The sequence below is a fragment of the Falsirhodobacter sp. alg1 genome (assembly GCF_000739715.2).
Taxonomy (GTDB): domain Bacteria; phylum Pseudomonadota; class Alphaproteobacteria; order Rhodobacterales; family Rhodobacteraceae; genus Falsirhodobacter.
The window spans coordinates 23,187-47,782 of the sequence record NZ_BBJC02000008.1 but is presented as its reverse complement, the minus strand read 5'-3'; the positions used below and the strand labels follow the sequence as shown (position 1 = coordinate 47,782).

Annotated in this window: 25 protein-coding genes; 13 read left to right on the top strand and 12 right to left on the bottom strand. The window is 60.4% G+C overall.

What is annotated here, in order from left to right:
- Window positions 1-132 (bottom strand): 2Fe-2S iron-sulfur cluster binding domain-containing protein (locus TR36_RS16435; protein WP_153010574.1); only part of this gene is annotated, 132 nt, incomplete at its 3' end.
- 727 nt (window positions 133-859) lie between these two features.
- Here TR36_RS16435 and TR36_RS13475 point away from each other — a divergent pair.
- Window positions 860-1,681 carry an alpha/beta fold hydrolase gene (locus TR36_RS13475; RefSeq protein ID WP_045388638.1) on the top strand — a complete coding sequence of 274 codons (822 nt, stop codon included), beginning with the start codon at window positions 860-862 and terminating at the stop codon, window positions 1,679-1,681.
- Window positions 1,682-1,720: 39 nt separating this feature from the next.
- Here the strand turns inward: TR36_RS13475 and minE are convergent, their stop codons facing one another.
- The 4 genes from minE to TR36_RS13455 all read right to left on the bottom strand — a co-directional run bounded on the left by minE (window position 1,721) and on the right by TR36_RS13455 (window position 4,782).
- Window positions 1,721-1,999, bottom strand: a complete 279-nt coding sequence (minE, locus tag TR36_RS13470; RefSeq protein WP_045388636.1) for a cell division topological specificity factor MinE — start codon at window positions 1,997-1,999, stop codon at window positions 1,721-1,723.
- Complete coding sequence (minD, locus tag TR36_RS13465; protein ID WP_202814445.1) at window positions 1,996-2,814, bottom strand: septum site-determining protein MinD; 819 nt, start codon at window positions 2,812-2,814, stop codon at window positions 1,996-1,998. Before minD ends, minE begins: the two co-directional genes overlap by 4 nt.
- Before the next feature lie 26 nt (window positions 2,815-2,840).
- A complete protein-coding gene (gene minC / locus TR36_RS13460) occupies window positions 2,841-3,596 on the bottom strand; it encodes a septum site-determining protein MinC (protein WP_045388633.1) in 756 nt (251 codons plus the stop codon).
- A 247-nt stretch (window positions 3,597-3,843) separates the two neighbouring features.
- Window positions 3,844-4,782: a DMT family transporter gene (locus tag TR36_RS13455; protein ID WP_237763595.1), complete on the bottom strand. Its 939-nt coding sequence runs from the start codon at window positions 4,780-4,782 to the stop codon at window positions 3,844-3,846.
- Between the two features lie 111 nt (window positions 4,783-4,893).
- Here TR36_RS13455 and TR36_RS13450 point away from each other — a divergent pair, with 111 nt between their 5' ends.
- Window positions 4,894-5,796, top strand: a complete 903-nt coding sequence (locus TR36_RS13450; RefSeq protein WP_045388629.1) for a LysR substrate-binding domain-containing protein — start codon at window positions 4,894-4,896, stop codon at window positions 5,794-5,796.
- Window positions 5,797-5,854: 58 nt separating this feature from the next.
- Here TR36_RS13450 and TR36_RS13445 read toward each other — a convergent pair whose 3' ends face one another.
- On the bottom strand, window positions 5,855-7,186 hold the full coding sequence (locus TR36_RS13445; protein ID WP_045388626.1) for a dicarboxylate/amino acid:cation symporter: 1,332 nt from the start codon (window positions 7,184-7,186) through the stop codon (window positions 5,855-5,857).
- Window positions 7,187-7,485: 299 nt separating this feature from the next.
- Between TR36_RS13445 and TR36_RS13440 the strand changes: the two genes are divergently transcribed.
- Window positions 7,486-8,745 (top strand): tetratricopeptide repeat protein, encoded by a 1,260-nt coding sequence (locus TR36_RS13440; protein WP_062763495.1) that lies wholly within the window; start codon window positions 7,486-7,488, stop codon window positions 8,743-8,745.
- Between the two features lie 42 nt (window positions 8,746-8,787).
- Here TR36_RS13440 and TR36_RS13435 read toward each other — a convergent pair whose 3' ends face one another.
- Window positions 8,788-9,426: a GntR family transcriptional regulator gene (locus TR36_RS13435; protein ID WP_045388623.1), complete on the bottom strand. Its 639-nt coding sequence runs from the start codon at window positions 9,424-9,426 to the stop codon at window positions 8,788-8,790.
- A gap of 133 nt (window positions 9,427-9,559) precedes the next feature.
- On the opposite strand from TR36_RS13435, the gene TR36_RS13430 reads away from it, so the two are divergent.
- From TR36_RS13430 to TR36_RS13405, 6 genes are read left to right on the top strand one after another with little or no spacing between them, the layout of a single operon-like run.
- A complete protein-coding gene (locus TR36_RS13430) occupies window positions 9,560-11,173 on the top strand; it encodes an ABC transporter substrate-binding protein (RefSeq protein ID WP_045388621.1) in 1,614 nt (537 codons plus the stop codon).
- The gene (locus TR36_RS13425; RefSeq protein ID WP_045388619.1) at window positions 11,173-12,120 is read left to right on the top strand and encodes an ABC transporter permease; all 948 of its coding nucleotides are present in this window, start codon (window positions 11,173-11,175) and stop codon (window positions 12,118-12,120) included. The genes TR36_RS13430 and TR36_RS13425 overlap by 1 nt, the downstream gene beginning before the upstream one ends.
- Window positions 12,120-12,983, top strand: a complete 864-nt coding sequence (locus tag TR36_RS13420) for an ABC transporter permease (RefSeq protein WP_062763492.1) — start codon at window positions 12,120-12,122, stop codon at window positions 12,981-12,983. The genes TR36_RS13425 and TR36_RS13420 overlap by 1 nt, the downstream gene beginning before the upstream one ends.
- Complete coding sequence (locus TR36_RS13415; protein ID WP_045388614.1) at window positions 12,980-13,933, top strand: ABC transporter ATP-binding protein; 954 nt, start codon at window positions 12,980-12,982, stop codon at window positions 13,931-13,933. Before TR36_RS13420 ends, TR36_RS13415 begins: the two co-directional genes overlap by 4 nt.
- On the top strand, window positions 13,930-14,895 hold the full coding sequence (locus TR36_RS13410) for an ABC transporter ATP-binding protein (RefSeq protein WP_045388612.1): 966 nt from the start codon (window positions 13,930-13,932) through the stop codon (window positions 14,893-14,895). Before TR36_RS13415 ends, TR36_RS13410 begins: the two co-directional genes overlap by 4 nt.
- On the top strand, window positions 14,888-16,468 hold the full coding sequence (locus TR36_RS13405) for a gamma-glutamyltransferase family protein (RefSeq protein ID WP_045388604.1): 1,581 nt from the start codon (window positions 14,888-14,890) through the stop codon (window positions 16,466-16,468). Before TR36_RS13410 ends, TR36_RS13405 begins: the two co-directional genes overlap by 8 nt.
- A gap of 261 nt (window positions 16,469-16,729) precedes the next feature.
- Here TR36_RS13405 and TR36_RS13395 read toward each other — a convergent pair whose 3' ends face one another.
- From TR36_RS13395 to TR36_RS13380, 4 genes are all read right to left on the bottom strand, one after another.
- The gene (locus tag TR36_RS13395) at window positions 16,730-17,608 is read right to left on the bottom strand and encodes a metal ABC transporter permease (RefSeq protein ID WP_045388598.1); all 879 of its coding nucleotides are present in this window, start codon (window positions 17,606-17,608) and stop codon (window positions 16,730-16,732) included.
- Window positions 17,605-18,486 carry a metal ABC transporter permease gene (locus TR36_RS13390; protein WP_153010573.1) on the bottom strand — a complete coding sequence of 294 codons (882 nt, stop codon included), beginning with the start codon at window positions 18,484-18,486 and terminating at the stop codon, window positions 17,605-17,607. Before TR36_RS13390 ends, TR36_RS13395 begins: the two co-directional genes overlap by 4 nt.
- The gene (locus TR36_RS13385; RefSeq protein ID WP_275477450.1) at window positions 18,486-19,412 is read right to left on the bottom strand and encodes a manganese/iron ABC transporter ATP-binding protein; all 927 of its coding nucleotides are present in this window, start codon (window positions 19,410-19,412) and stop codon (window positions 18,486-18,488) included. Before TR36_RS13385 ends, TR36_RS13390 begins: the two co-directional genes overlap by 1 nt.
- 96 nt (window positions 19,413-19,508) lie before the next feature.
- Entirely contained in the window at window positions 19,509-20,420 is a 912-nt protein-coding gene (locus TR36_RS13380) for a metal ABC transporter substrate-binding protein (RefSeq protein WP_045388592.1), read from the bottom strand.
- A 466-nt stretch (window positions 20,421-20,886) separates the two neighbouring features.
- Between TR36_RS13380 and TR36_RS13375 the strand changes: the two genes are divergently transcribed.
- The 4 genes from TR36_RS13375 to chrA all read left to right on the top strand — a co-directional run bounded on the left by TR36_RS13375 (window position 20,887) and on the right by chrA (window position 24,117).
- The gene (locus TR36_RS13375) at window positions 20,887-21,402 is read left to right on the top strand and encodes a hypothetical protein (RefSeq protein WP_062763486.1); all 516 of its coding nucleotides are present in this window, start codon (window positions 20,887-20,889) and stop codon (window positions 21,400-21,402) included.
- Window positions 21,395-21,784 carry a phage holin family protein gene (locus TR36_RS13370; RefSeq protein WP_045388589.1) on the top strand — a complete coding sequence of 130 codons (390 nt, stop codon included), beginning with the start codon at window positions 21,395-21,397 and terminating at the stop codon, window positions 21,782-21,784. The genes TR36_RS13375 and TR36_RS13370 overlap by 8 nt, the downstream gene beginning before the upstream one ends.
- Window positions 21,784-22,797 (top strand): DUF3618 domain-containing protein, encoded by a 1,014-nt coding sequence (locus tag TR36_RS13365; protein WP_045388586.1) that lies wholly within the window; start codon window positions 21,784-21,786, stop codon window positions 22,795-22,797. Before TR36_RS13370 ends, TR36_RS13365 begins: the two co-directional genes overlap by 1 nt.
- Window positions 22,798-22,926: 129 nt before the next feature.
- Window positions 22,927-24,117 carry a chromate efflux transporter gene (gene chrA / locus TR36_RS13360; RefSeq protein ID WP_153010572.1) on the top strand — a complete coding sequence of 397 codons (1,191 nt, stop codon included), beginning with the start codon at window positions 22,927-22,929 and terminating at the stop codon, window positions 24,115-24,117.
- 25 nt (window positions 24,118-24,142) lie between these two features.
- Here the strand turns inward: chrA and TR36_RS13355 are convergent, their stop codons facing one another.
- Window positions 24,143-24,589, bottom strand: coding sequence for a DUF302 domain-containing protein (locus TR36_RS13355; RefSeq protein ID WP_045388580.1), 447 nt, complete (start codon window positions 24,587-24,589; stop codon window positions 24,143-24,145).
- Window positions 24,590-24,596 lie beyond the last annotated feature (7 nt).

Genomic DNA, 24,596 nt, shown 5'->3' with positions numbered 1-24,596 from the left:
GATCACCGCGGTTTCACATGTCCCGCAGTAACCATCCGCGCAGTTGAAGCTCAGCCCCTGCCGTTGCTTGCGCGCCTCGCCCAGAATACTTTGCCCCGGGCTTATGGTTATGGTCACGCCAGTGGCACGCATTTCCACCTCGRWSSGAAGACTTCGCTCGACTTGCATGTGTTAGGCCTGCCGCCAGCGTTCGTTCTGAGCCAGGATCAAACTCTCAAGTTGAAAGTCCCGAAGGACTATCCTTGACGTCGAAACCTTCGCACATCTAACCTGGTCATAAAAACCAGGTTAACCTTCTGTCCGTTAGTCAAAAACCAACAAGACAGTGAAGCTAAACTATCATCATCGCCAAAAGGCTAGATAGCCAGAATATGCAAACATCCAGACGCCGAAGCAACCAAACCGCCCGCATATCCCTTCAGAATATACATCAATGTCAAAGAGCAGGGAGACTTGTTTAACCGCATCTCCGGTCCCGCTTCCGTTCCGCCAACCGGCGTCTCGTCTTCGGTGAGGGCTATCTACGGAACCGCGACCGGACCCGCAAGTGACAAAATGATGAAAAATCACCTTCAGACAAAAATAAATCAAAAAACACTACATCTTGCGATCAACGCAAAACAAAACACCATCTAGTAGCTAACCCCGCCCCACAAACAAACGATACAAACGAAAACCAACCAGTAGAACCGATAGGGCGACCGCCAAATCGGACGATGAACTGGAGAATCCCCACCCCGAACCTATGGAAGATGCCACCGGCACATTCCCAATCGATCCATCACCATTCCGGGGGATCCGGGAACAAGCATGCGCGACCCCGTGTTTTCCTGCCAAGAATGGAACAGAGGATCACATCATGCACAGCCGCACAGCCCGTGTTGAAAACATCGAAATGCGTTGGGAAGAAACAGGCGCAGGCGAAGCCGTCATTCTTGTTCACGGCATTCCAACATGCCCCGCGCTTTGGCGGGATGTGGCACCACATATTCAGGGGCGCCGCGTTCTTGCGTGGGAAATGCCCGGATATGGCGCCTCCATTCCCGAGGGTCAGGATCGTGACATTTCGGTGTCGGCACAGGCCGATTATCTGATCGCCTGGATGCGCAGCCAGAATATCACCCGCGCAATTCTTGCCGGGCATGATCTGGGCGGGGGCGTCGTGCAGATTGCTGCCGCACGTCACCCGGAAATGGTCAGCGGCCTCTTTCTGACGAATGCCATCTGCTATGATTCATGGCCCGTCCCGATGATCAAGGGCGTTTCCATGGCAGGCTCCATTCTGAAGCACGCCCCTGACGGGTCCTTGCATCAGTTGCTGAAGATGATGTTCAAACAGGGCCATGAAACGGAAACGGCAGCCGAAGCCGCATTCGCAGCCCATGCCCCCCATTATGACCGGCATGGCGGTGCCGAGGCATTCGTCTGGCAGGCGCGGTCCCTTGAGGTTGAAGATACACAGTCCATTGCCGATCAACTGCCCCTGCTGAACATTCCAACCCGGATTGTCTGGGGCGTCGCAGATGATTTCCAGAAGATCGAATATGGAGAGCGGCTGGCCAGGGATCTGAAGGCCCCCCTGCGCAGGATCGAAGGGGGCAAACATTTCACCCCCGAGGATCACGGCCCGCTCATCGCCGAGGAGATCAACCTCCTGATCCGCACGGTCGAGGGCCGCTGAAGCAAAAGGGCGCGACTGTTACCGGTCGCGCCCTTTTCATCATTTCTTCGCAGGCGCCGCAGCCTTGGGCAATTCGATGTTTATCTCCAGGCTGGACATCTGATCACCACGCTCCATCCGCACATCGACATCCTTATCACCGATCGGAACGTATTTGCGGATTGCAGCAACGATATCGCGCTGCAACATCGGCAAGTAATCGGCCCCCTCGGGGCCACCGCTGCTGCGTTCATGCGCCAGAAGGATCTGCAGCCGGTCCTTGGCAGTCTGGGCTGTCTTTGGCTGGCGCCCTTTGCGTCCAAAGTTGAAAAAGCTCATGTTGCACGTCCAAACATCCGCCGGAACAGGCCGGGCCGACGCTCTTCGACAATACGCATTTCCAGCTCGGTTCCCGTCAGGCGCGTCACCGCATCCTCATAGGCCTGCGCCGCGGCCGATGGCCCGTCCAATACGACGGGGGTACCGACGTTCGACGCCCGAAGGATCGCCTTGCTTTCAGGGATGACGCCCAGCAAAGGAACCGCCAGAATTTCCAGCACATCCTCGACCGTCATCATCTCACCGATATCGACGCGCGACTGGTCATAACGGGTGATCAAAACCTGCGCCTTGATCGGCTCCGCATCCGCGGTCTCCGCGCGTTTGGTCTGGCTGTTCAACAGGCCCAGAACCCGGTCGCTGTCACGAACCGAAGAAACCTCGGGGTTCGTCACGACAACAGCCTCATCCGCGTAATACATTGCCAACTGCGCGCCGCGCTCGATCCCGGCGGGGCTGTCGCAGACGATGTAATCGAATTCGGTCTTCAGTTCGTTCAGGATCTGCTCCACGCCCTCTTTCGTCAGGGCGTCCTTGTCGCGGGTCTGCGAGGTGGGCAGAATCGACAGGGTCTCCAGCCGCTTATCCTTGATCAGCGCCTGCTTCAGCTTGGCGTCACCCTGGATGACGTTGATGAAATCGAACACCACGCGGCGTTCGCATCCCATGATCATGTCGAGGTTGCGCAGGCCGACATCGAAATCGACGACAACGGTGCGGAAGCCCTGCTTGGCAAGGGCTGCAGAGATCGCGGCGGATGACGTGGTCTTTCCGACGCCCCCCTTGCCCGACGTGACCACGATGACCCGCCCCAAGGGCGGCTTGTCTTTCAGTTCCGTCGTCATGCGATCACCTCCATGCAGATTTTTTCGTCTTTTAAGTAGATATGCGTATTACGTTCACGCGCAGTGTCTTCAATGGTCTCGCTGGTCTGATAGACGCCCGCGATGGCAACCAGTTCGGCATTCAGGCTTTGGCAGAAGATATGGGTATTCTCGTTTCCATGACAGCCGGCAATCGCCCGCCCCCGCAGGTTACCATATACATGGATATTGCCGGCAGCGACCAGTTCCGCACCTGACGCGACGGAACCGACGATCGTCAAATCTCCATGTTCGGCCACGACGATCTGACCGGAGCGGACAGGCGTACGGATGACCTTGTTTTCGGCCAGAGGAGCCTGCGTGACCGTCTGCGCCACCGCAGGCGCGGGATTCGTATCGCGCGGCACGGGGGCTTCGCGCCCCGGCGCGAGGGTGATCAAACCCAGCGTCTGCAACTGGCGGGCATCAATCGCAGGCGCATTCTGCACTCCGAACACCTGAAGATCACGGGCCCGCAATTTCTCGACCAGATCGCGCATGCGCGAATGGTCGGCAAAGTCGGGCGCATTGGCCAGATCAAGCACGATCGGCGCCCCCATGAACAACTGCCGCCCCTTACCCAGCTGTTCATCCAGCTGCGCATAGAATTCGGCATCCGCGCTTGCGGAATCGATCCGCAGGGCCAGCGCGGTCAGAAAACGTCCGCGCACCTGAAATGCTGCAACCTTGGCCGAACGTGGATCAGGACGTGTCCGTGCATATCGATCTGACAACTCGAAACTCTGCTCCTGCTCTAGGCGGATCGCAGCCTTCAGCCGCCCCGCTCTTATTGGAAGTCCATTGCACGAACATGCAGCGGCACAAAAGACACCGCTCGTGTGTTCAGCAGGAACCTGCCAACTTGTAAAGGCTGACCAACGATATGTCCGGCAGAAATCTGACATTGGTTCCGCCGCGCAACGGCCTGCGGGAATTTCCCGCCACATATATGGCAGGCAGGGCGCGGACAGGCCTGCAAGGCTAGACCCCGCGGTGCATCCCGCCCGGCAGGACGGGCACCATGGAATGGGGTGACCGCCGGGGAACACGCCCCCCGCTGGCAAGAACAACCCCCGCCGCGATCACGGCCATTCCGGCCACCTCGTGGTATGCAGGCACTGCCCCGAACAGCACACCTCCCCAAAGGGCCGCGAATGCCAGATAGGCCGTATCGAACATACCGACCACAGGGGTCGGCGCCAAACGATACGCCATGGCCACCGCAACGGAAATTATTGCCAGAAGCCCCCCCAGACAGGCCACAAGCAGCCAGTCCGCCGGTTCCAGCACAGGCCAGACCGCCATCACGAATCCGGTCGCGCCCTCGGGGCGCAGGATGCCCAGACCGATCATGCCAAGACCGGACAGGATGCACAGACACAGGTTCAGGTTCAGCGCCATCACGCCCGGTGTCTCCTGCTGGCACTTGCGCCACGTGATGATGCCCGACAGCGCATAGAACCCCGCCGCCGCCAAGGGCAGCAGAAGAACAGGCGAAAGGCTTTCAGGATCCGGGTCAACGACGAGGATCACACCCGCCATCGTCAGGAAAATGGCACCCCACCGGCGGCGGCTGATAACCGTGCCCAGCATAAGCCGCGACATCAGGGCCATCCACACGGGGGTTGTATAATAACAGGCCGCTGCCAGCGCGAACGACATGGACGGCAATGCCGCGTAGTAGCACAGCCACATTGCGGCCAGGCACAGGCTGCGCGCCCAGACCCATCCGGAATGGCGGAACATCGACACTTCCGCCCGGGCAAATACCAGCATGGCTCCGCCCAACAGGCCCACAGCAACCAGCGATCGCAGCAATACCAGTTGCCCCAGGCCAAACCGCGCCCCGATCAGCTTGACCAGCCCATCGGAAAACGACAGCAGAAAAACAGCAAGAAGAATGGCGGCAATACCTTGCATGCGCCCATCCATTCGCCTGTTTGTTCCCACGATCCATGCCATGGATGAGGGAAAGCAGATTGCCTGCCCGTCGTAAAATGACTATTCAGGACCAATCCATGAGGATATGGAATGGATCATCCCAAACTGCCCCCCCTTTCGCGCCTTGTCCCTTTCGAGGCTGCGGCGCGCCACGAAAGCTTCACCGCGGCTGCGGATGAACTGGGGCTGACGCAGACGGCCATCAGCAAGCAGATCGCGGCGCTGGAGGCCGATCTTGGAATGCCGCTGTTCGAGCGGCGGAACCGCTCGGTGTTCCTGACCGAGGCCGGACGTGCCTTCGGCCGCGTTGTCAGCACGGCTCTGGCCGATATTGCCGCCGAGGCGGCCCGACTGCGCGGCGGCCAGAATATCGGGGGGCTGATCCTGCACTGTCAGTTATGCGAGGCGTTCTATTGGCTTATGCCCCGCCTTGCCCGTTTTCACGAAAGGCATCCGGGCATAGAGGTCCGGGTGGTCAGTTCGCTTGCGCCGCTGACCACCACCACGGAACCGTTCGATGTGGCCATGCAGACCAGCGGCAGGCCATCGGGTTCGGCACGGCTGGTCTTCACGGCCCCGGACGAAGTGTTTCCCGTCGCCTCGCCCGGATTGATGGCCCATAAGACGCTGCCCTGTTCACTTATGGAATTGTCGGACCTGCCGCTGCTGTCACATCAGGTGATACCGCAGGACTGGATGGATTGGCCCGACTGGTTCGCTGCCATAGGCCACCCTGCCCCAAAGGCGCGGCGGGTCGCCAGCTTCGACAGTTTCCCCCTTGTGCTGCAGGCCGCCGTCGCGGGGCAAGGCGTTGCACTTGGCTGGCGGCGCACGGTCGAAGGGCTGATTGCGGATGGCAAACTGGTGCGTGTCTGCACCGAAACGGTTTCCCGCCCCACCGAGATCTCGGTGTTCCGTGGGATCCGGCGTGGCAACCATGCCGAGACCGATGCGCTGATTTCCTGGCTGCGTGAGGAACTGGCCGCCTTCTGACCGGAGAGCACCGTTACGATCTGAAAAGGCCCCCGTCGTTCAGGACGGGGGCCATGTATCAGGGATGTGTTGCAGTGCCATGCGGCAGATGCGGCGTATCATCGACCAGCCCCGCATCGGGATCGTTGAAGACCGCCATATCGACCTTGCCCTCTCCCTTGGCGACGATGGTCGTAACGATGGCATCCCCCGTGATGTTCACCGCAGTGCGGATCATGTCCATCAGACGGTCCACCCCGAGGATGATCGCGATCCCCTCGATCGGCAGTCCGACCTGCGTCAGCACCATTGTCAGCATCACAAGGCCGACTCCGGGCACACCCGCCGTACCGATAGAGGCCAGAACAGCCATGCCGATCACGGTCAGATATCCGCCCAGCCCCAGATCGATCCCGTAGACATTCGCAAGAAACACCGTGGCCACGCCCTGCATGATGGCAGTGCCATCCATGTTGATCGTTGCCCCGAACGGAATGCAGAAGGACGCAACCCCCTTGTCCACACCCATACGCTTGGTCACGGCACGGTAAGTGACGGGGATCGTGGCATTGGAACTGGCGGTAGAGAATGCGAATACCTGCGCCGCACGCATCTTCTTCATGAAGGTGATCGGGTTCAGACCGCTCAGCAGCTTCAGCAAAAGCGAAAGCGTGCCGTAAAGGTGGATCAGCAGCGCCAGCACCAGTGTAAACACATATCCCAGCACCGGCAGGAACAACCCGATACCCTGTTCCGCAAAGGTCTTGGCAATCAGACAGAACACCCCGTAAGGCGCAAAGATCATGACGATGCTGACAACCTGCATCATCAGCTCGTTCATGTAGCTGCATGCCGCAACGAACGGCTTAGAGGCATCCCCCATCATCAGGATCGCGACACCCAGCACCACGGTGTAGAAAATCACCTGCAGCATGTCGCCATTCGCAAAGGCCGCAATCGGGTTGGTCGGAACAATATTGGCGAATACGCTCCAGACCGACGGGGCGGCCGCACGTTCGACCATGGAGGTGTCGATCCCGTCCATGACAAATCCGGCGCCCGGTCCGACGATTTCAGCCAGCACAATGGCCATCGCGATGGCACATGCGGTGGTGAACAGATAAAGCCCGAACGACTTCCCCCCGACACGCCCCAGAACGCGCACATCACCGATGCCCGTGACCCCGCCGATCAGGGAAAAGAACACCAACGGCACAACCAGCATCTTCAACGCGTTGACGAACATCGCGCCGATCATTGCGAAAAATCCGCCAACAATATGCGTATTGATGAAATCGGATTGAATTGTGTTGAAGATCACCCCAACTACAATACCGAGCGCCATTGCGACCATGATCTGGCCGGTCAGCGAGAATTTTCCAGAGGATCCGGAAGGTTTTGGATCTGTCATCCGATTTTTCCTGTGAGGGTTCCGCCTTGATAGTGGCAGGAACAGCGGAAATGTCAAAGCGTCGTGCTTGGTCGAAGGGCGGCGCTGTACCGGATATATTACGGGAAAGCATCCCGGCAGCGCAGGTGAAAGCAACATCATCGCCTGAAATCTCTGTTATCTGCGGATTTATGCCGGATTCAGAGCCCCGAGGCCGGCAGGCCTGCCCCTCTCTGGTCATCCCTTGCCACCTTGCATAGCAAAGGGGCAACGGGGTGGATCATGCCGCCCCCGGAACGAAGACAGCGAAAGGACATCCGATGACGCAGCCCCCGAAAGGCACATTTCTGGGCCGGATCATGGGCGCATTCCGCACCTCCTCCGAACCGGCCACAAATGTTGCGGCAGGAATGAAGGCACTGGACGACGGAAGGTATGAAACCGCGCGCGCGATCTTCGAACCCCTTGCCGACCAGGGCAATGCTGAGGCGCAATGCCAGATGGGGCGCATTCACTTCCACGGCTTCGGGGTGCCGCAGAACTACAGCCTGTCCATCGCCTGGGCGAAAAAGGCAGCAGCCCAGAACCATGGCGGCGGCCTGAACTCTTTGGGCGTATGCTACCGTGAGGGGCTGGCGGTCGATCGCGATATTGCCACCGCCATCAGCTATTTCGAGCGGGCCGCCGATCAGGGTGTTCCGAATGCCATGTTCAATCTGGGAAATATCCAAGACATCGGAGACGATGTGCCGCAGGACCATTCCCTTGCGGTGTCATGGTACAAGAAGACACTGGCCACGGATCCCGAACATGCGCTTGCGGCCTACCGTCTGGGCGAAATGTATCTTCAGGGCCAAGGTACCGAGGCCGATCCGGTCCACGCCGCATCACTGCTCCGCGCTGCGGCGGATAAGGGCATTCCCGAAGCGCAATACGTTCTGGCACTGATCCTGTCCGGTGGCTACGGGCTGGAACCGGACCCCCTTCAGGCCAAGGACTATTATACATTGGCGGCAAATCAGGGGTATCCAGCCGCGATGATCAACCTCGGCAATATGTACAACAGTGGCGACGGCATTCCGCAGGATCAGGCAAGAGCCTTGCGCCTGTTCCTGCAGGCCGCCGAAATGGGCCTCCCCGCCGGAGAGATCAATGTGGGCCGCCAGTACCATATGGGCTGGGGTGTTCCGCAGGATTATGACGAGGCCATCAGCTGGTATCAGCGGGCGGCCAACTCCGGCGAACCGACCGCATTCCTGAATATCGCCTTGATGTACATGAATGGCGAAGGGCTGGACCCAAGCGACGCCGACGCACTGCAATGGCTGTACAAGGCGGCCGAACACGGCGTGCCGGATGCGATGCGGTGGCTTGGCCGCGCCTATGACGAGGGGCGCAGTGTAGCCGCAGATCCGGTTCTTGCGCTGGCCTACGAACAGCTTGCCCATGATTTCGGCGCGAATACCGAAGGAGAGGCAATGCGGGAATACCGTGCCAAGCTGAACGATGCGGATGCGGAAAAGGCGCTGGCGCTTGCCGCAGGCTGGGATATCGGCATGCCTGCATTGGGCACGGCCTGACACGGTACAATCCGGTTGCCCGCCTCCGGGACGGGCAACCGCCTATTGCTCTGCCCAGGCCAGATCTATCTCCAGCACGACCTGCAGGGTTGCTGCGACATGCATCACCATCAAACGTTCGGCCCGTCCGGCATCGCGGTCCCGGATGGCCTCGGCGATCTGGCGATGCTCATCCTGCGAGGTCTGCACCCTGCCCTCCTTCAGGCGGAACTGCATGGCCCGAAGCGGCAGGGACCGCAGCTGCAGATCACGTAGAACATCCTGCAGAACGGGATTCCTCGCTCCGGCATGCAGCGCCGCATGAAACCGCGCGTTGATGTCATTGAAATTTTCGGGGAAGTCATCGCCCTCCGTCACGATGCGTTCCAAGGCGCAAATGTCCCCTTCGCTCATGCGTTGGGTGGCCAGCTTCGCGCAGATCCCCTCCACCTCGCCCAGCGCCTCGAACAACACGCGCAGATCGCTGCGCGCCATGTTGCGTACCACAAGAGTACGGCGCGGACCGGGTCCAAGCACATTCTCGCGGCGTAGACGTTGAAGCGCCTCACGGACAGGGGTGCGGGACAGACCTGATTCTGCTGCCAATGCGACCTCGCTCAACACATCCCCGGATCGAAGATCGCCACACATGATGCGCTCAATTAAGGCATTATACAGAATATCTGCTGATCTTTTACTCATACATCCGAAGCCCACGCCAATATCGCACCCTGTCTTTCCCATATGTATACAAGTCGTACCAATCTGTCTGCATCCCCGGCTGCGATCCGCGCAGAATGGCACAAAGACCTCCGGCAACAGTGGAGACTTCGACATGGCAGACGTATCGATCGATCACAAAAGCATCCTCGCTACCCATATCGCAAAGCGCATAGGGCGCCGCACATTGCTGCAAGGCATGGGCGCGGGCCTTCTGGCCACCACTGTCGGCGGCTTTCTTCCCGGCAAGGCCAGCGCACAGCAGGCCGGGCACATCAAGATCGCGGCAGTCAAGCATATCGATACGCTGGACCCGCATTTCACCTTCTTTCTGGCTGCGGTCCAGATCATCAACAACATCCATAACGGCCTTCTGAAGGTCGCCTATGATGGGGAGGCTGTCAGCTTCGAGCCCGATCTGGCCGAGACATGGGATATCGAGGATGACCGGACGCACCTGTTCAAACTGCGCCCGGACGTCATGTTCCATGATGGCACACCCTGCGATGCCGAGGCCGTCAAGTTCTCGCTGCTGCGCGTCAAAGAAGGCACCCCTGCCTCGCCGCATGCATGGAAGCTGGAGCTGCTGGAAGAGATCGAAATCGTTGACCCGCTTACCATTCGGCTTCGCTTTACCCAGCCCTATGCCTTCCTGCCAGTTGCGCTGACCGGATCGACAGGCCGCGCCGGCACGATCGTCAGCCCGGCCGCCGTTGAGAAATACGGGGCGGATTACGGCCGCAATCCGGTCGGCACCGGACCCTTCAAATTCGTATCATGGCGTGAAAACGATTCGATCGAGCTGGAGGCCAACCCCGATTATTTCGAACCGGGCCTGCCGAAACTGGCCCGCGCATCCTTCATGCTGATCGACGAGCCGACCACGGCCGTGGCTGCCCTCGTCTCCGGTCAGGTGCAGGGGATGAACGATTGTCCGATGCAACTGGTCCAGCAGTTGAAGAACGTACCGAACGTCACCCTCTATGGCGAGATCGAAGGAAACTACAGCTACGTCGGCATGAACACCACGCGGGCCCCCTTCGACGATGTGAACCTGCGCCGCGCCGTGGCCTTTGCGATCGACCGTGATGCCCTGATGAAACAGGCCTACTTCGGGTTGGCCCAGCAAGCCTACACCCCGATTTCACCGCCCATGACGGGATATTTCGACCCCGACATTGCCACGAGCGGACGCGGACACTTCTTCGATCTGGAAAAGGCCAAGGAATATCGCGCATTGGCCGCCAATCAGGATGAGATCGAGGTGACATACCTCATGGCCGAACGCGGCCCCGTCGGCACGCGAGTGGCGCAGGTCATCGCCCCCATGCTGGCCGAAATCGGCATCAAGGTGAAACTGGAGCTTCTGGAATCCGCCACATGGGTTCAACGCATGAAGGATCGCGACTTCGACATGCTGGACTTCGATTGGGTGGCCGATCTGGATCCGGACGAAACCCTGTTTCCCGAGTTCAAGACCGGCGGATCCTGGAACTACTGGGGATGGAGCGATCCGGAATTCGATCGTCTCTGCACCGAAGCGCAGGTGGTTCTGGACGTCCCCGAACGTGCCGGGCTTTACCATGCGGCAGAAGATATCCTGATGGACAGCGCCCCCGTGGCGATGCTGGCCCACCTGCCGATCTACAAGGCCTTCACCAACAACGTGCAGGGTTTCGAATACATCCCTGCCGATCTGTTGAACCTGCATACCGTGAGCCTTGGCTGATGCTTGCCCATATCGGCCAGAAGGTTGCCCAGACCTTTGCGGTATTGCTGATCGTTTCCTTCGCCAGCTTCGCCTTGTTGAAGCTGGCCCCCGGAGACCCGGTGGTATTGATGCTGGGATCGGAGTTCTCGCAGGAGACCTATGACGACATGCGGGCACAGCTTGGCCTCGACCAGCCGTTTCTTGCGCAATACGTGCAATGGCTGGGCGATTTCGTCACGGGACACTGGGGCACCTCCTATGTCGGGCGGGCCGATATCTACACCTATGTCGTGCATGAGGCCCTTCCCGTCACCCTGACACTGACGGCAGCTTCCATCTTTCTGGCGCTGCTGATCGGTGTACCCCTTGGCGTCATCTCTGCCGTTCGCAAGGACGGAGTTCTGGATACGGTCGTCGCGGCAGGCGCGTTGACCCTGACGGCATTTCCGTCATTCTTTCTCGGTATTCTTCTGATCTGGTTCCTGGCTGTCCGCTTCGGGCTGTTTCCCGTGATGGGGTTCGTGCCCCCGTGGCAGGATTTCGCAGCGGGAATGTGGCATCTGGCGCTGCCGGCGCTGACCCTTTCCACGTTCTTCATCGGCATGATCGTCCGCGTCACCCGCGCTGCCATGATCGAGGTGATGGAGCAACCCTATATCGCTTCGGCCCGCGCCCGTGGAGAGCCGCAATGGCGTGTCGTATGGGTCCATGGGATGCGCAACATCATGATGCCGCTGGTGACCACCGTCGGCCTGCAACTGGGCGGCATCCTGCAGGGGGCCGTACTGACCGAAACCGTCTTTTCCCTGCCCGGCTTGGGCCAGATGCTGACGAATGCCGTTTTGGGGCGTGAATATGTTCTGGTTCAGGCGGGGGTCATGCTGACTGCGCTGATGTTCATCTTCGTGAACCTGCTGGTGGATCTGTCCTACCCCTTTCTTGACCCGCGATTGAGGACACGCTGATGGCCGTCATCGACGTTCCGCGCAAACGCGGCACCTCCCATGGTATTTTCCGGCGCAGGCCCTTCTTCACGCTGGCCTGCCTGGTAGTGCTGTTCTTCATCGCCTGTGCGGCCTTTGCGTCCTGGATCGCGCCCTATGATCCGCTGGCCCAATCCATTGATGCCATGATGCAGCCCCCCGGGGGCGACCACCTTCTGGGCACCGACAGCTATGGTCAGGATATCCTGTCCCGCATCATCCACGGGGCAAGATATGCCTTGCTGATCGGGCTGGGCTCGGTCCTGCTGGGGGCAACGGGCGGGCTGATCCTCGGTGTGGCTGCCGGCCTGTCCAAGGGGTGGGTGGAATGGGTTCTTGTCCGGATCATCGACGCCATTCTGGCCCTGCCCTCGCTGATCCTTGCGGTCGCCTTCATAGCCCTGCTGGGGCAGGGCGTGGACAAGGTGACGCTGGCCGTCGGTCTGTCGATGATCGGGCCGTTTTCGCGCACCGTCCGATCCGATGTGCTGCAGGTGAAATCGCAGCTGTTCGTTGAGGCGGCTGGCCTGATGGCCATTCCCCGTCTGCACATCATTCGCAGGCATATCCTGCCGAACATCATCTTTCCGCTTTGCGTGCAGGTGACAGTCCGGGTGTCAGAGGCGGTTCTTGTGTCGGCATCGCTGTCCTTTCTGGGGATCGGTGTCACACCGCCCACCCCCGACTGGGGGCTGATGATTTCCGAAGGTCGCGGGTTCGTCAGCTTTGCCCCGTGGATGTCGGGAATGCCTGGACTGGCTCTTGCAGCCCTGCTGATTGCCCTGGCCATCATGGGCGACGGCATCCGCGAGGAATATGACCCGAAATTGAGGCAGGGCCGATGAACGATATTCTTCTGGATGTGCGCGACCTGACACTGGACCGCGGCGAGAAGCGCATTCTCGATCGTGTCAGCCTTACCCTCGCCAAAGGAGAAACCCTTGCACTGGTCGGGGAAAGCGGGGCCGGAAAATCCACCATCGCGATTGCCCTGATGGGCCTGCTGGGGCGCAGCGCAACAACCTCCGGCACGGCACGCTTCGATGACCAGCCCGACCTTCTGTCGTTGTCCGAGCGTGGCTGGGCCGCCCTGCGGGGGCGCAAGCTGGCGATGGTGTTTCAGGATGCGGGGGCCGCGCTCAACCCTTCGTTCACCGTGGGCCGGCAATTGGCCTCGGTCCTCCGGCGCCAGTTGGGCCTTTCGAAATTCGAGGCACGGTCGCGCGCGGTGGCGTTGATGGAAAGCGTGGGGATCAATGATGCCGAGGGCCGGATGACGGCCTATCCGCACCAGCTCTCGGGCGGGATGCAGCAACGCGTGATGGTGGCCATCGCCCTTGCCTGCAATCCGGATCTTCTGTTTGCGGATGAACCGACCTCTGCACTGGACGTGACGATTCAGGCACAGATCATCCGCCTGATACTGGAACAGACACGGGCACGGGGGGCCAGCTGCATTTTCGTGCTGCACGATCTGGCCCTCGCCAGCCAGTCCTGCGACCGGATTGTTGTGCTCTATGCCGGTCAGGTGATGGAGGCCGGGCCGACCGAGGTGGTGCTGCGCGATCCCCGCCACCCCTACACCCGCCTGCTGCAATCCTGCGTAATCGAAATCGGCACCGAGGATCTGACCCCGCCCGAAGGCAGCGTTCCGCCCTATGACCAGATGCCCGCCGGGTGCCGCTTTTCCACCCGCTGTCCCCGCGCCGATGCCCGTTGCGCTGCCGAACGCCCGCCCCTTCAACCTGTTGCAGGCCGCGATCTGGCCTGCTGGCACCCCGAGGACGCCGCATGACCCCCCTGTTCGAACTGCGCGAGGTCGAAAAGACCTTTGAAATCCGCCGCAAGGGCAAAAAACTGGGGCTGCGCGCCCTGGACGGTGTGCGCCTCACGATCACCCAAGGGGCTAGCATCGCCCTGGTGGGGGAAAGCGGATCGGGCAAATCCACCCTGCTGCGTGTGCTTCTGGGGCTGACGCCCCCCACCGAGGGGGTGGCCCTGTATCAGGGGCGGCCCATCGCACAGGTTCGCGCCGAAAACCGCGAATTCGCCCGCAATGTGGCCATGGTGTACCAGGATGCACGGGGCAGCCTGAACCCCCGCATGACCGTGGAGGCGTTGATCACCGAACCTTTGCGCCATTTCGGGATCTGTACCGCGGCGCAGGCACCCGCGCGGGTTCGGGCGCTTCTGGCGCGGGTCGGCTTGGCACCCGAAGTTGCCGGGCGCTTTCCCTCCGAAATGTCCGGCGGGCAGGTGCGTCGGGTGGCAATCGCCCGTGCCCTTGCCTCCGAGCCGACCGTGCTGGTCGCGGATGAGGCTGTCTCGGGGCTCGATGTCTCCAGTCAGGCGCAACTACTGAACCTCTTGCGCCGCCTGCAGGCGGAAATGGGGCTGACGCTGATCTTCATCACCCATGATCTTGGCGTTGCCAGCTATCTTTGTGCAGAAATCGCCATCATGTATCTGGGCCGGATCGTCGAGACAGGGCCGACGCGGGCCGTGCTGGATGCCCCCGCGCACCCTTATGCCCGCGCGCTGCGCAAGGCAGCCCCCGAATTCTTCGCTCCACTTGCCGAACCCCTGACGGGGGAAATCCCCAGCCCGATCGACCTGCCCCCCGGATGCCGTTTTTCGGGGCGCTGCGCCTATGCCCAGGCAGACTGCCGATTGACGGACCCCGCTTTGTTGCGTCTGAATGACCATCGGGCGGCTGCCTGCCTTCATCCCCTGACACAGAGCTTTGCAAATGTTTGACTTCTTTTCCGCCCGTCGCCCTTCCACCCTGGCAAGCAAGGCGATGATCGCAACATCGCACCCGCTGGCCACTGCCGCCGGGCTGGATATCCTGTCGGCCGGGGGGAATGCGGTTGATGCGGCCATCGCCGCCGTGGCTGTCCAATGTGTCGTCGATCCGCTGATGACCGGCATCGGCGGCGATTGCTTTGCCCTTCATGCTGCAGCTGACGGGACGGTAAAGGCGCTGAACGGCTCCGGTCGCGCACCCGCCGCCGCAACCGTTCAGGCGCTGAAGGATGCGGGGCTGACCGACGAAATTCCGCAATCCAGCCCCCATTCCGTTACTGTTCCCGGTGCCATTTCGGCGTGGTGCCTTGTCCATGCCGATCACGGCTCCCTCCCCTTGGAACGCCTGTTCGCACGTGCCATCGGATATGCCGAAGACGGCTATCCAGTTACTCCGCGTGTTGCCCTGGATTGGGCGGCCCATGCCGCCACCGTCGCGGCCGACCCCCATTCCGCCGCCGTATTCCTTCCCGACGGGCGCGCCCCTGTCGCTGGCGAACGCCACGCACAACCCCTGCTGGCCGCCCGCCTGCGCGAGATTGCCGCCAAGGGAGCTGCCGGTTTCTACGAGGGCGATACGGGCGCGGCGATGGTCAGCCACCTCCAATCTCTGGGGGGCCTGCATACCACCGAGGATTTTTCCGCAGCCACCACGGCGGCGCATTGGGTGGATCCGATCAGCACCACCTACCGCGGGGCCACGGTGCATGAATGCCCGCCGAATGGTCAGGGTCTGGCCGCGCTGATGATCCTGAAGATCATCGAGGGCTTCGACACCGCAACCATGTCGCAGGCTGACCGTATCCACCTTCTGGCCGAGGCTACCAAGATCGCCTACCATCACCGCGATGCCCTGATCGCCGATCCTGCACATTGTGAGGGGGTTGCCGAGCAACTGCTTTCCGATGCCGTCATACGGACCCTGCGGGACCGGATCGATATGGCACGGGCCGGCGCACCCGCGTTGTGGGATGAACCGGAACACAAGGATACCATCTATCTGTGTGTGGTCGATGCGGAGGGGAACGCCATCTCGTTCATCAATTCGGTCTTCCACCCCTTCGGATCAGGTCGGGTCGATCCGGTCACAGGCGTGTTGTTCCACAGCCGCGGCGCCTCTTTCCGCCTGATCGATGGGCATCCGAACGCCATCGGCCCGATGAAACGCCCCATGCATACGATCATCCCCGGCATGGTCACGCGCAACGGCATCGTGGAAATGCCCTTTGGCGTGATGGGTGGGCACTATCAGGCAACCGGCCATGCCGCCTTCTTGTCCGCTGTTCTGGATGACGGCATGGGCCTGCAGGAGGCGATGGACGCCCCCCGCAGCTTTGCCACCGGCGGGCAGCTGGAAATCGAACCGACCATCAGCGCCGAGGTGCAGGCCGATCTGGCCGCACGGGGCCACAGCCTGAAAATTGTCAGCAGCCCGATCGGGGGCAGTCAGGCCATCCGCATAGCCGAAGGCACGCTGGAAGGGGGCTCCGACAGCCGCAAGGACGGCATGGCCCTCGGATTCTAAAATACTGACGGTCCGGCGCCATATGTGCCGGACCACGCCACGTGTCCCCCCGATACACTCGGGCTCTGTGAATGTCCGGTCCTGACAACTGCTTGATTATGGCGGAATGTGTGTATGGAAGCCGAAGGCATTCTGTGGCGGGCCACCGCAGCGCCCGGACCGCCGCTGGATCATGATCTGGCGGTTGATCTCGCCATCATCGGGGGCGATTCTGGTGCATGCGGCGGGGGCGCGCAGACCGTCGCCCCCGCCGCTGCAGTCCTAGGCATTGGTTCGGCCCAGCGCGCGTTCCGCAGCTTCATCCCGGATTGCCTGGCGTGATGTACGACGGGTAGAGGCCATCCGGCGCAAAAAGGCGAGAATGAACATGCTTGTCAAAATCAGGACGATCGTGGCGGCGGGGGCACTGTCGATATAGAAGCTGGCATAGGTGCCGCTGACCATCGCGAACAGACATACCCCGAAGGAAACCATCAGCATCGGGCCAAAGCTGCGCACCGTCAGGAACGCGATTGCCCCCGGCGTGACCAGCAGCGCCACCGCAAGGATCAACCCTACCGAGGAAAGCGTGGAAACGATGGTCAGCGACAAGGCACAAAGCAGCCCGTAGTGCAGAACACCGGTCCTTAGCCCCGAGGCCTGCGCCTGCGCCGGATCAAAGGCATGCAACAGCAGATCTTTCCATTTCAACAGCAGGACAAAAGCCACCAGCGCTCCGATGATCCCCGAGGTCCACAGATCCGTGGTGCCGACCCCCAGCATGTTGCCGAACAGCACATGGTCCAGATGCTCGTTCGTGTGGATGGAGGTGTACATGATGATGCCCACCCCGAACATGCCGGAAAAGACGACCCCCATGACCGTATCCTGCTTGATCCGGCTGTTGTGCGCCAGAAACCCGGTGGATAGCGCACAAAGCATTCCTGCGGCAAAGGCACCGACAATCAGCGGCAGGCCCAGGATCCAAGCCAGGACGATGCCCGGCAGGGTGGCATGGCTGACGGCATCCCCCATCAGCGCCCAGCCCTTGAGAACCAGAAAACAGGACAGCAAGGCCGTCGGTGGTGCCACGAACAGGCATATCCAGAAGGCGTTCTGCATGAACGGAAACTGGAACGGCAGCAGAAGTGCATCGATCATGGGCGTACCTCCGCTGCGGCTTCGGGCAGCCGCTCCAGCGCGCGGGCGGCCTTGCGGCGGGCAGCCAGCATGCCGTGTTTGGGGGCAAAGACGAATGCGGTCAGAAAGATTACCGTTTGCAATGCCACGATCACCCCTCCCGTGGCCCCGTCGAGAAAGAAGCTGATGTAGGCGCCAAGGAAACTGGTAATTGTCCCGATCAGAACGGAGACCACGATCAGGCGTGGAAAGCGGTCGCACAGCAGATAGGCCGTGGCCCCCGGCGTCACCACAAGGGCAATGACCAGAAACGCCCCGACCGTGATCATGGCGGCCACGATGGCAGCCGACAGCAGCACGAAGAAGACCGCCTTCAGCAGCTCGGGGTGCAGGCCGATGGTACGGGCATGGTTCTCGTCGAAGAACACGACCATCATGTCCTTCCACTTCAACAACAGCACGGCCAGACAGACAAATCCGATTATGGCCAGTTGCACCGTATCGCTTGGGGTGATGGCAAGGATATTGCCCATGATGATTGTCTGGATGCTGACCGACATCGGCGACAGCGATACCATGAACAGGCCCAGCCCGAAAAAGGATGTGAAGATGATGCCGATGATCACGTCGATCTTCAGCCCCGAACGGTCGGACAGGAACAGCATTGCCCCTGCGGCCAGCCCCCCTGCGGCAAACGCCCCCAATGCAAAGGGCAGCCCCAGCATGTAGGCCCCAGCCACACCGGGCACGACCGAATGCGAAAGCGCGTCCCCGATCAGCGACCAGCCCTTCAGCATCAGATAACAGGACAGAAAGGCACAGACCCCGCCGACCAGCGAGGATACCCACATGGCGTTGAACATGTAGCCGTAGGAAAACGGCTCTAACAGCAACTGCATCACTGGAACCGCTCCTTCGTTTCGTCGGACGGTTCGGCAGCGGCCGTCCGGTGCTTTTCGCCATACTGCACGAAGGGACGTTCATCATCGGTGATGATCCGGACCTCGCGGCTGTCGTCATCATGGTGAAGATCGCCGCCGCCCAGGGTGAAGTGGCGCAGCACGCCGCCAAAGGCCGCTTCCAGATTATCGCGGGTAAATGTCGTTTCGGTCGGCCCGTAGGCCAGAACGGTCCCCTTCACCAGAACGGTGCGATCGCAGAACTCCGGCACCGAGCCGAGGTTGTGGGTGGAGACCAGCATGACCCGCCCTTCCTCTTTCAGTTCGCGCAGCAATGTGATGATCCGTTCTTCGGTTTGCACATCGACACCGGTAAAGGGTTCGTCCAGCAGGATGACCTGCCCGTTCTGGGCGATACTGCGCGCCAGAAAGACCCGCTTGCGCTGCCCGCCGGACAGTTCACCAATCTGGCGCTTGCGAAAATCGCTCATCCCGACGCGTCCCAGTGCGGCCTCTACCGCGTCATGGTCGGCGCGGCTGGCACGGCGCAGGAAGCCCATGTGACCATAACGGCCCATCATCACGACATCTTCTACCAGCACGGGAAAGGCCCAATCAACCTCTTCGGCCTGCGGGACATAGGCCACCAGATTGGCCGCCAGCGCCTCCTTGACCGAGCGCCCCAGCAGTTTTATCTCGCCCCGCGCGGTGGGCACGAATCCCATGATGGCCTTGAACAAGGTCGATTTGCCGGCCCCATTCACCCCGACCAGCGCGGTGATTGTCCCGCGTGGAATTTCGAAGGTGGCATCATGCAGGGCGGTATGGCCATTGCGATAGGTTACCGTCACATCACGCGCCATGATGCCCCCCGCCATATCGTTCCCCCCATCGGGAGAGGCGTGCATTCTGGCTTGGTCGGGCATCGTCTTATCCTTTGATCGCGATTGTCGTATGGAACGTAGCGCGCCTGCCGGAAATCCATGCCCCCGACAGGCATTATGACCGGAAACTCTGGTCAATCAGTTGTTATGCGGGGCCAAGGCATCCGCAATCGTTTCGGCATCGATACGCAGCAGATCCAGATAGGTGGGCACGGGGCCATCTGCCGCGCTCAGGCTGTCAACGTAAAGCATGCCGCCGTAATTTGCGCCGGTTTCCCGGGCGACCTGCTGGGCGGGGGCCTGGTTGACGGTGCTTTCACAGAACACTGCCGGAATTTTATGCGTGCGAACAACATCCACGACGCTGCGGACCTGCTGCGGGGTGCCCGTCTGATCGGCGTTGATGGGCCACAGATAGGCTTCCTGCAGGCCGAAGTCCTTTGCGAGATAGCTGAATGCCCCCTCGCAGGACACTAGCCAGCGGCTGCTTTCGGGCACCGACTGGATCCGTTCGCGCAGCGGGCCGACGGTATCCTCGATTTCATCCTTATAGACTTCGGCATTGGCCGCATAGGTATCGGCATTCTCCGGATCGTATTCCGACAATGCGTCCCGAATATTGTCCACGTAGATCGAGGCATTCTCCAGCCCCATCCAGCCATGAGGGTTCGGCAAACCTTCGTATTCCCCTGCCGCAATGGAAATGGGGTCAATCCCGTCCGTCAGCACCACCGAAGGGATATCCCCCAGATTGTCGATGAACTGCTGGAACCAGCGTTCAAGGTTCAATCCGTTGTAAAGAATCAGATCTGCATCCGATGCCCGGACGATATCCTGCGGGGTGGGTTCATAACCGTGGATCTCCGCGCCCGGTTTGGTAATCGACACCACATCGGCCGCATCACCGGCAACGTTCTGTGCCATATCCTGCAGGATCGTGAAGGTGGTAACGACTTTCAGCTTATGGCCCGTGTCGGCCTGTGCCGCCAATCCCGATGCCGATGTGATCAACAATGACGCAAGTGCCAGCCGAATAGGGGAGTTCCGCATATGATCGCTCCTGATTTGCTGGGGATGACGCTAGGCATATTGCGAAGCATTCGCAAGTAGGCATGCAAATGATAATTGATCGCAAAAACTTGAGGTTTCGGGCAAAGCCTTCCAGTGCAAACATCGCTTGCAGGCATATGTGCCCGCGAATGCGGCATCACTGGCGGAAATCCCCATCGGGCCCACGCCCTGCACCATTGAGGGGCAGGACCACCGGGCTATTCCCTCAACCCACCATATCCATTGCATATTATTGCCCGCCCTGAGGCAATCCCGGCAATAACCGGATTGCCCATAGTACGATTGAACATCGCATCAACTGCAATATCCCGGTTTATGCTGATTAAAAAACAGCATCAAAATCGGAACATATACGGCACCAGTTTTCTTTACTCCAAGCGCGGAGAGATAACCGCAACATATTGCCTGTCGCTGATTTTAATCAACGCAACTTTTGGAGAGAGACATGTCCGATTTTTCCACGAACGGTGGGAGCTCCGGTTCCGATCATCTCAAACAAAAAGCCGATGAGGTTAAGACCCAGTTCTCGCGTGAAAGCGATGAGCTGAAGAACAAGGCCAAGGCTGGCCTGTCCGATGCAAAAGACGCCGCCGCCGAGCGTGGAGAAGCTGCAAAAGAACGCGCTGCTGATGAAATCTCCAGCACTTCCAAGGCGCTGCGTGCAGCTGCCGGCGAATTGGAAGAAGGATCGATCCAGCACCAGATGTTCATGCAGGCCTCTGATGCCGTGGGTGGATTTTCCAGTGCAATGAACGACCACAGCATTTCGGAAATCGTGGATAACCTAACCCGCTTCGGTCGTCGCAATCCGGCAGCCGTAATTGGCGGCGCTGTTTTAGCGGGCCTTGTCGTATCCCGCTTCATTCGGGCCGGGGAAAACAAGCCGGAGGTCGAGAGCCAATTGCCGGCCACGACGGCCTATTCCGTAGACCCCTATGCGAAGGAGCGTTTTAATGGATGATCAAGTCAATAAATCCGCAACCAATCTCGTAGGTGATCTGGTCGGCAACGTGAACAATCTGTTCCGCAAAGAGATCCAGTTGCTGCGGGCCGAAGCCAGTGAAAAGGCTACCCAGGCCGTGGCTGCCGTCGGGCAGATCGCAGCGGGTCTGGTGATTGTTCTGGTTGCACTGATTGTTCTGGCCTTTGCCATCGTTGCCGCCATCCACGCTGCCGGACTGAGCGTTGGCTGGTCGGCCCTGATCGTCGGTGGTGTGTTTGCCGTGATCGCGCTGATCCTGATCAGCAAAGGCGTGAACGATCTGAAGGCGACCAATCTCGCCCCCGCCCGCACAGCAGATTCGGTGTCCAAGGACGCCGCCATGATCAAGGATAAAGTGTGATGAGCGATACAACAAACCCGGGCTCCAAAAGCGCCCATGACATCGAACGCGAAGTCGACCAGACCCGTGACAATATCTCGGCCACGATCGAAGCCCTGCAGGACCGTTTCTCGGTAGAGACCATCGTTGATAACGTTGTCCAGTCGGTCACGAAAAACGGGGGCGAGGTCAGCCGCAATCTGGGTCGGACCGTACGCGACAATCCGGTCCCCCTGATCCTGACGGGAATCGGTCTTGCATGGATGATGGCCAGCAACAATCGCAGCCCGGCCCAGAATACGGCATCGCGGCTGGATTATACGCCGGACCCGCGACCCTCGTATACGGCCACTCCGGCACCTGTTTCGGACACGCTGAATCCGCGCCCGGTTACCACCGGTACCCAGACCTACACCGGTACGGCGCTGAATGATAATACGTCGCATGATGATGCCTCCGGCCCGTCGATGGCGGATCGTGCGCGGGAAAAGCTGCATGATCTTCAGGATGCCGCCGGCAACATGAAGGATAGCGTGAAGGACAGCGCCACCGGATACGGACAGAATGCCAGTGCGCGTCTAGATGACGTCCGCAATCAGGCAGGTGACCACGCTGCCCGCCTTCGTGAGAATGCGCTCCGCAACGGCACAGATTTCTCCCGTCAGGTCGAGAAATTCGTGAAAGAGCAGCCGTTGGTAGTTGCAGCTCTTGGGTTTGCTGCAGGTCTGGGTCTGGGTGGTTTGCTGCCAAGCACCAAGGTTGAAGACGATCTGATGGGTGAGCATTCCGACGCCGTCGTCGCCTCTGCCAAGGAAATGGCCGGAGAGCAGATGGACAAGGCCAAAGCCGTGGCGGGTGCTGTCGCGAACGAGGCTGTCAGCATGGCCAATGAAGCCGCTGATGCCGTGGACGAAAAGACCCCCGCAGGCGAGGATATGGTTGGCCGCGTCAAGGAAGAGGCAAGTGCTGCAACCGATCGCCTGACCGAGGCCGGAACCCGGGCCGCAGACGAGCACGACACCAAAACGTTCTGAGGTTTATCCGCCAGACCGATCATCTGCATGGCGTGGCCCTTCCGGGCCGCGCCTTCTTCATGGTGTCGTTGCAAAACCACCCTGTGCCCTGCACAGTCCGCTGCAAACATGCGGCAGAGGTTTCGCACCATGAAAAAGGCACCGACCGGCACGGCTTTGGAAGTGTTTCGGGCTTTTCTGAAGCTCGGGCTGACGTCTTTCGGAGGCCCGGTCGCGCATATCGGATATTTCAGGGATGAACTGGTCGTTCGCCGCAAATGGCTGACCGAAGAAAACTATGCGGATCTGTTGGCTTTGTGCCAGTTTTTACCCGGTCCGGCCTCCAGCCAGTTGGGGTTCGCCCTTGGCCTCCTGCGCGCGGGATGGGGCGGGGCAATCGCCGCATTTCTGGCATTCACGCTGCCATCGGCCGTCTTGCTGACAGCGCTTGCACTTGCGGCGGTACATCTGGACGGGGATGTGGCGCATGGGCTGATCCACGGGCTGAAGATTGTGGCCGTCGCGATTGTGGCACAGGCAGTTTGGGGAATGGCCAGAACCCTGTGCCCTGATGCGACACGGGCTGCCATCGCTCTATCCTCCATGGCCCTTATCACCCTCCTGCCCGGATCATTCGGCATGATGGCTGCAATAGGATTGGGCGGGCTGGCAGGAATGGCATTATGCGGGGCCTCTGGCGGGCAGATGCATCAGATGCACATTCCCGTCGGCAAAGGCGTGGGCATCACGGCGCTGGCCTGTTTCACCTTTCTGTTCGCCGTCTTGCCGATCATGTCCTCTTCGGGACAGGGATTTGCCATGATCGACGGCTTTTACCGTGCGGGGGCATTGGTCTTCGGCGGGGGCCACGTCGTCCTGCCGTTGCTGGAGGCAGAGACGGTGGCAAGGGGGTGGATCAGTTCCGATACGTTCATCACCGGATACGGTCTGGCACAGGCCGTTCCCGGCCCGCTTTTCACCTTTGCCGCATGGTTGGGGGCGGCAGGGGGCAGTGCGCCGAATGGCATTCTCGGGGCAATGATTGCGCTGATTGCCCTGTTCGCGCCAGGGTTCCTGCTGTTGATCGCGGCCCTGCCCTTCTGGGGGCAGCTGCGAGCGCGCCCTCATGCCCAGACGGCCATGCAGGGGGCGAATGCGGCAGTCGTCGGCATATTGGGACTGGCGCTTTATGACCCTGTTTTTCTTGGCGGCATCAACGGGCGCGTGGATATTGTTCTGGCCGCGATCTGTTTTGTGGCACTGGTGCGCTGGCGCATTCCCCCTTGGGCTGTGGTGGCGGGCGCCGCCGCCGGGAGAATGCTGATTTTCGGGCTGGCGTGAGTGTCGCCACGCCAGCCGGTACTGCTCAGTTAGGTTGCAGCGCCATATCTGTCAGGCGGTCCAGAACCTGCGCCATGCTGTCAACGATTTCGGAGGCATCGTCCAAGGAATAGCGTTCCTTGAGCGTATCTGTGCTGAGATATCCGATGTTCGTCTTTCCATCCTCTTCCCACACAAGCACGCGGATCGGCAGGTCCATCGCACTGCGCGGGTCAGCCTGCATCAGGGGCGTTCCAAGGGCCGGGTTGCCGAAGATCAACACGGTCGCAGGCCCCATTTCCAGATCGGCCCCCTTGGCTGCGGCCTGATGGTCCACACGCGCCACCAGTTTGGCCGGGCTTGCCTCGATCACCGCCTCCATGCGGTCAGCCGTGCTTGTCACATCAGATGTGCTTTGCTTGATGACCCATTCATCGGCATGGCTGGCCGTGGCAGCAAGGCAGAGCGACGCAGCAATGAGAAGTTGGCGCATTCGATGG

Coding starts and splice junctions, on each gene's coding strand:
- TR36_RS13475 (WP_045388638.1), top strand. CDS start 860: ATGCACAGCCGCACAGCCCGTGTTGAAAACATCGAAATGCGTTGGGAA.
- minE (WP_045388636.1), bottom strand. CDS start 1,999: ATGAGCTTTTTCAACTTTGGACGCAAAGGGCGCCAGCCAAAGACAGCC.
- TR36_RS13455 (WP_237763595.1), bottom strand. CDS start 4,782: ATGCAAGGTATTGCCGCCATTCTTCTTGCTGTTTTTCTGCTGTCGTTT.
- TR36_RS13450 (WP_045388629.1), top strand. CDS start 4,894: ATGGATCATCCCAAACTGCCCCCCCTTTCGCGCCTTGTCCCTTTCGAG.
- TR36_RS13445 (WP_045388626.1), bottom strand. CDS start 7,186: ATGACAGATCCAAAACCTTCCGGATCCTCTGGAAAATTCTCGCTGACC.
- TR36_RS13440 (WP_062763495.1), top strand. CDS start 7,486: ATGACGCAGCCCCCGAAAGGCACATTTCTGGGCCGGATCATGGGCGCA.
- TR36_RS13435 (WP_045388623.1), bottom strand. CDS start 9,426: ATGAGTAAAAGATCAGCAGATATTCTGTATAATGCCTTAATTGAGCGC.
- TR36_RS13430 (WP_045388621.1), top strand. CDS start 9,560: ATGGCAGACGTATCGATCGATCACAAAAGCATCCTCGCTACCCATATC.
- TR36_RS13425 (WP_045388619.1), top strand. CDS start 11,173: ATGCTTGCCCATATCGGCCAGAAGGTTGCCCAGACCTTTGCGGTATTG.
- TR36_RS13420 (WP_062763492.1), top strand. CDS start 12,120: ATGGCCGTCATCGACGTTCCGCGCAAACGCGGCACCTCCCATGGTATT.
- TR36_RS13415 (WP_045388614.1), top strand. CDS start 12,980: ATGAACGATATTCTTCTGGATGTGCGCGACCTGACACTGGACCGCGGC.
- TR36_RS13410 (WP_045388612.1), top strand. CDS start 13,930: ATGACCCCCCTGTTCGAACTGCGCGAGGTCGAAAAGACCTTTGAAATC.
- TR36_RS13405 (WP_045388604.1), top strand. CDS start 14,888: ATGTTTGACTTCTTTTCCGCCCGTCGCCCTTCCACCCTGGCAAGCAAG.
- TR36_RS13395 (WP_045388598.1), bottom strand. CDS start 17,608: ATGATCGATGCACTTCTGCTGCCGTTCCAGTTTCCGTTCATGCAGAAC.
- TR36_RS13390 (WP_153010573.1), bottom strand. CDS start 18,486: ATGCAGTTGCTGTTAGAGCCGTTTTCCTACGGCTACATGTTCAACGCC.
- TR36_RS13385 (WP_275477450.1), bottom strand. CDS start 19,412: ATGCCCGACCAAGCCAGAATGCACGCCTCTCCCGATGGGGGGAACGAT.
- TR36_RS13380 (WP_045388592.1), bottom strand. CDS start 20,420: ATGCGGAACTCCCCTATTCGGCTGGCACTTGCGTCATTGTTGATCACA.
- TR36_RS13375 (WP_062763486.1), top strand. CDS start 20,887: ATGTCCGATTTTTCCACGAACGGTGGGAGCTCCGGTTCCGATCATCTC.
- TR36_RS13370 (WP_045388589.1), top strand. CDS start 21,395: ATGGATGATCAAGTCAATAAATCCGCAACCAATCTCGTAGGTGATCTG.
- TR36_RS13365 (WP_045388586.1), top strand. CDS start 21,784: ATGAGCGATACAACAAACCCGGGCTCCAAAAGCGCCCATGACATCGAA.
- chrA (WP_153010572.1), top strand. CDS start 22,927: ATGAAAAAGGCACCGACCGGCACGGCTTTGGAAGTGTTTCGGGCTTTT.
- TR36_RS13355 (WP_045388580.1), bottom strand. CDS start 24,589: ATGCGCCAACTTCTCATTGCTGCGTCGCTCTGCCTTGCTGCCACGGCC.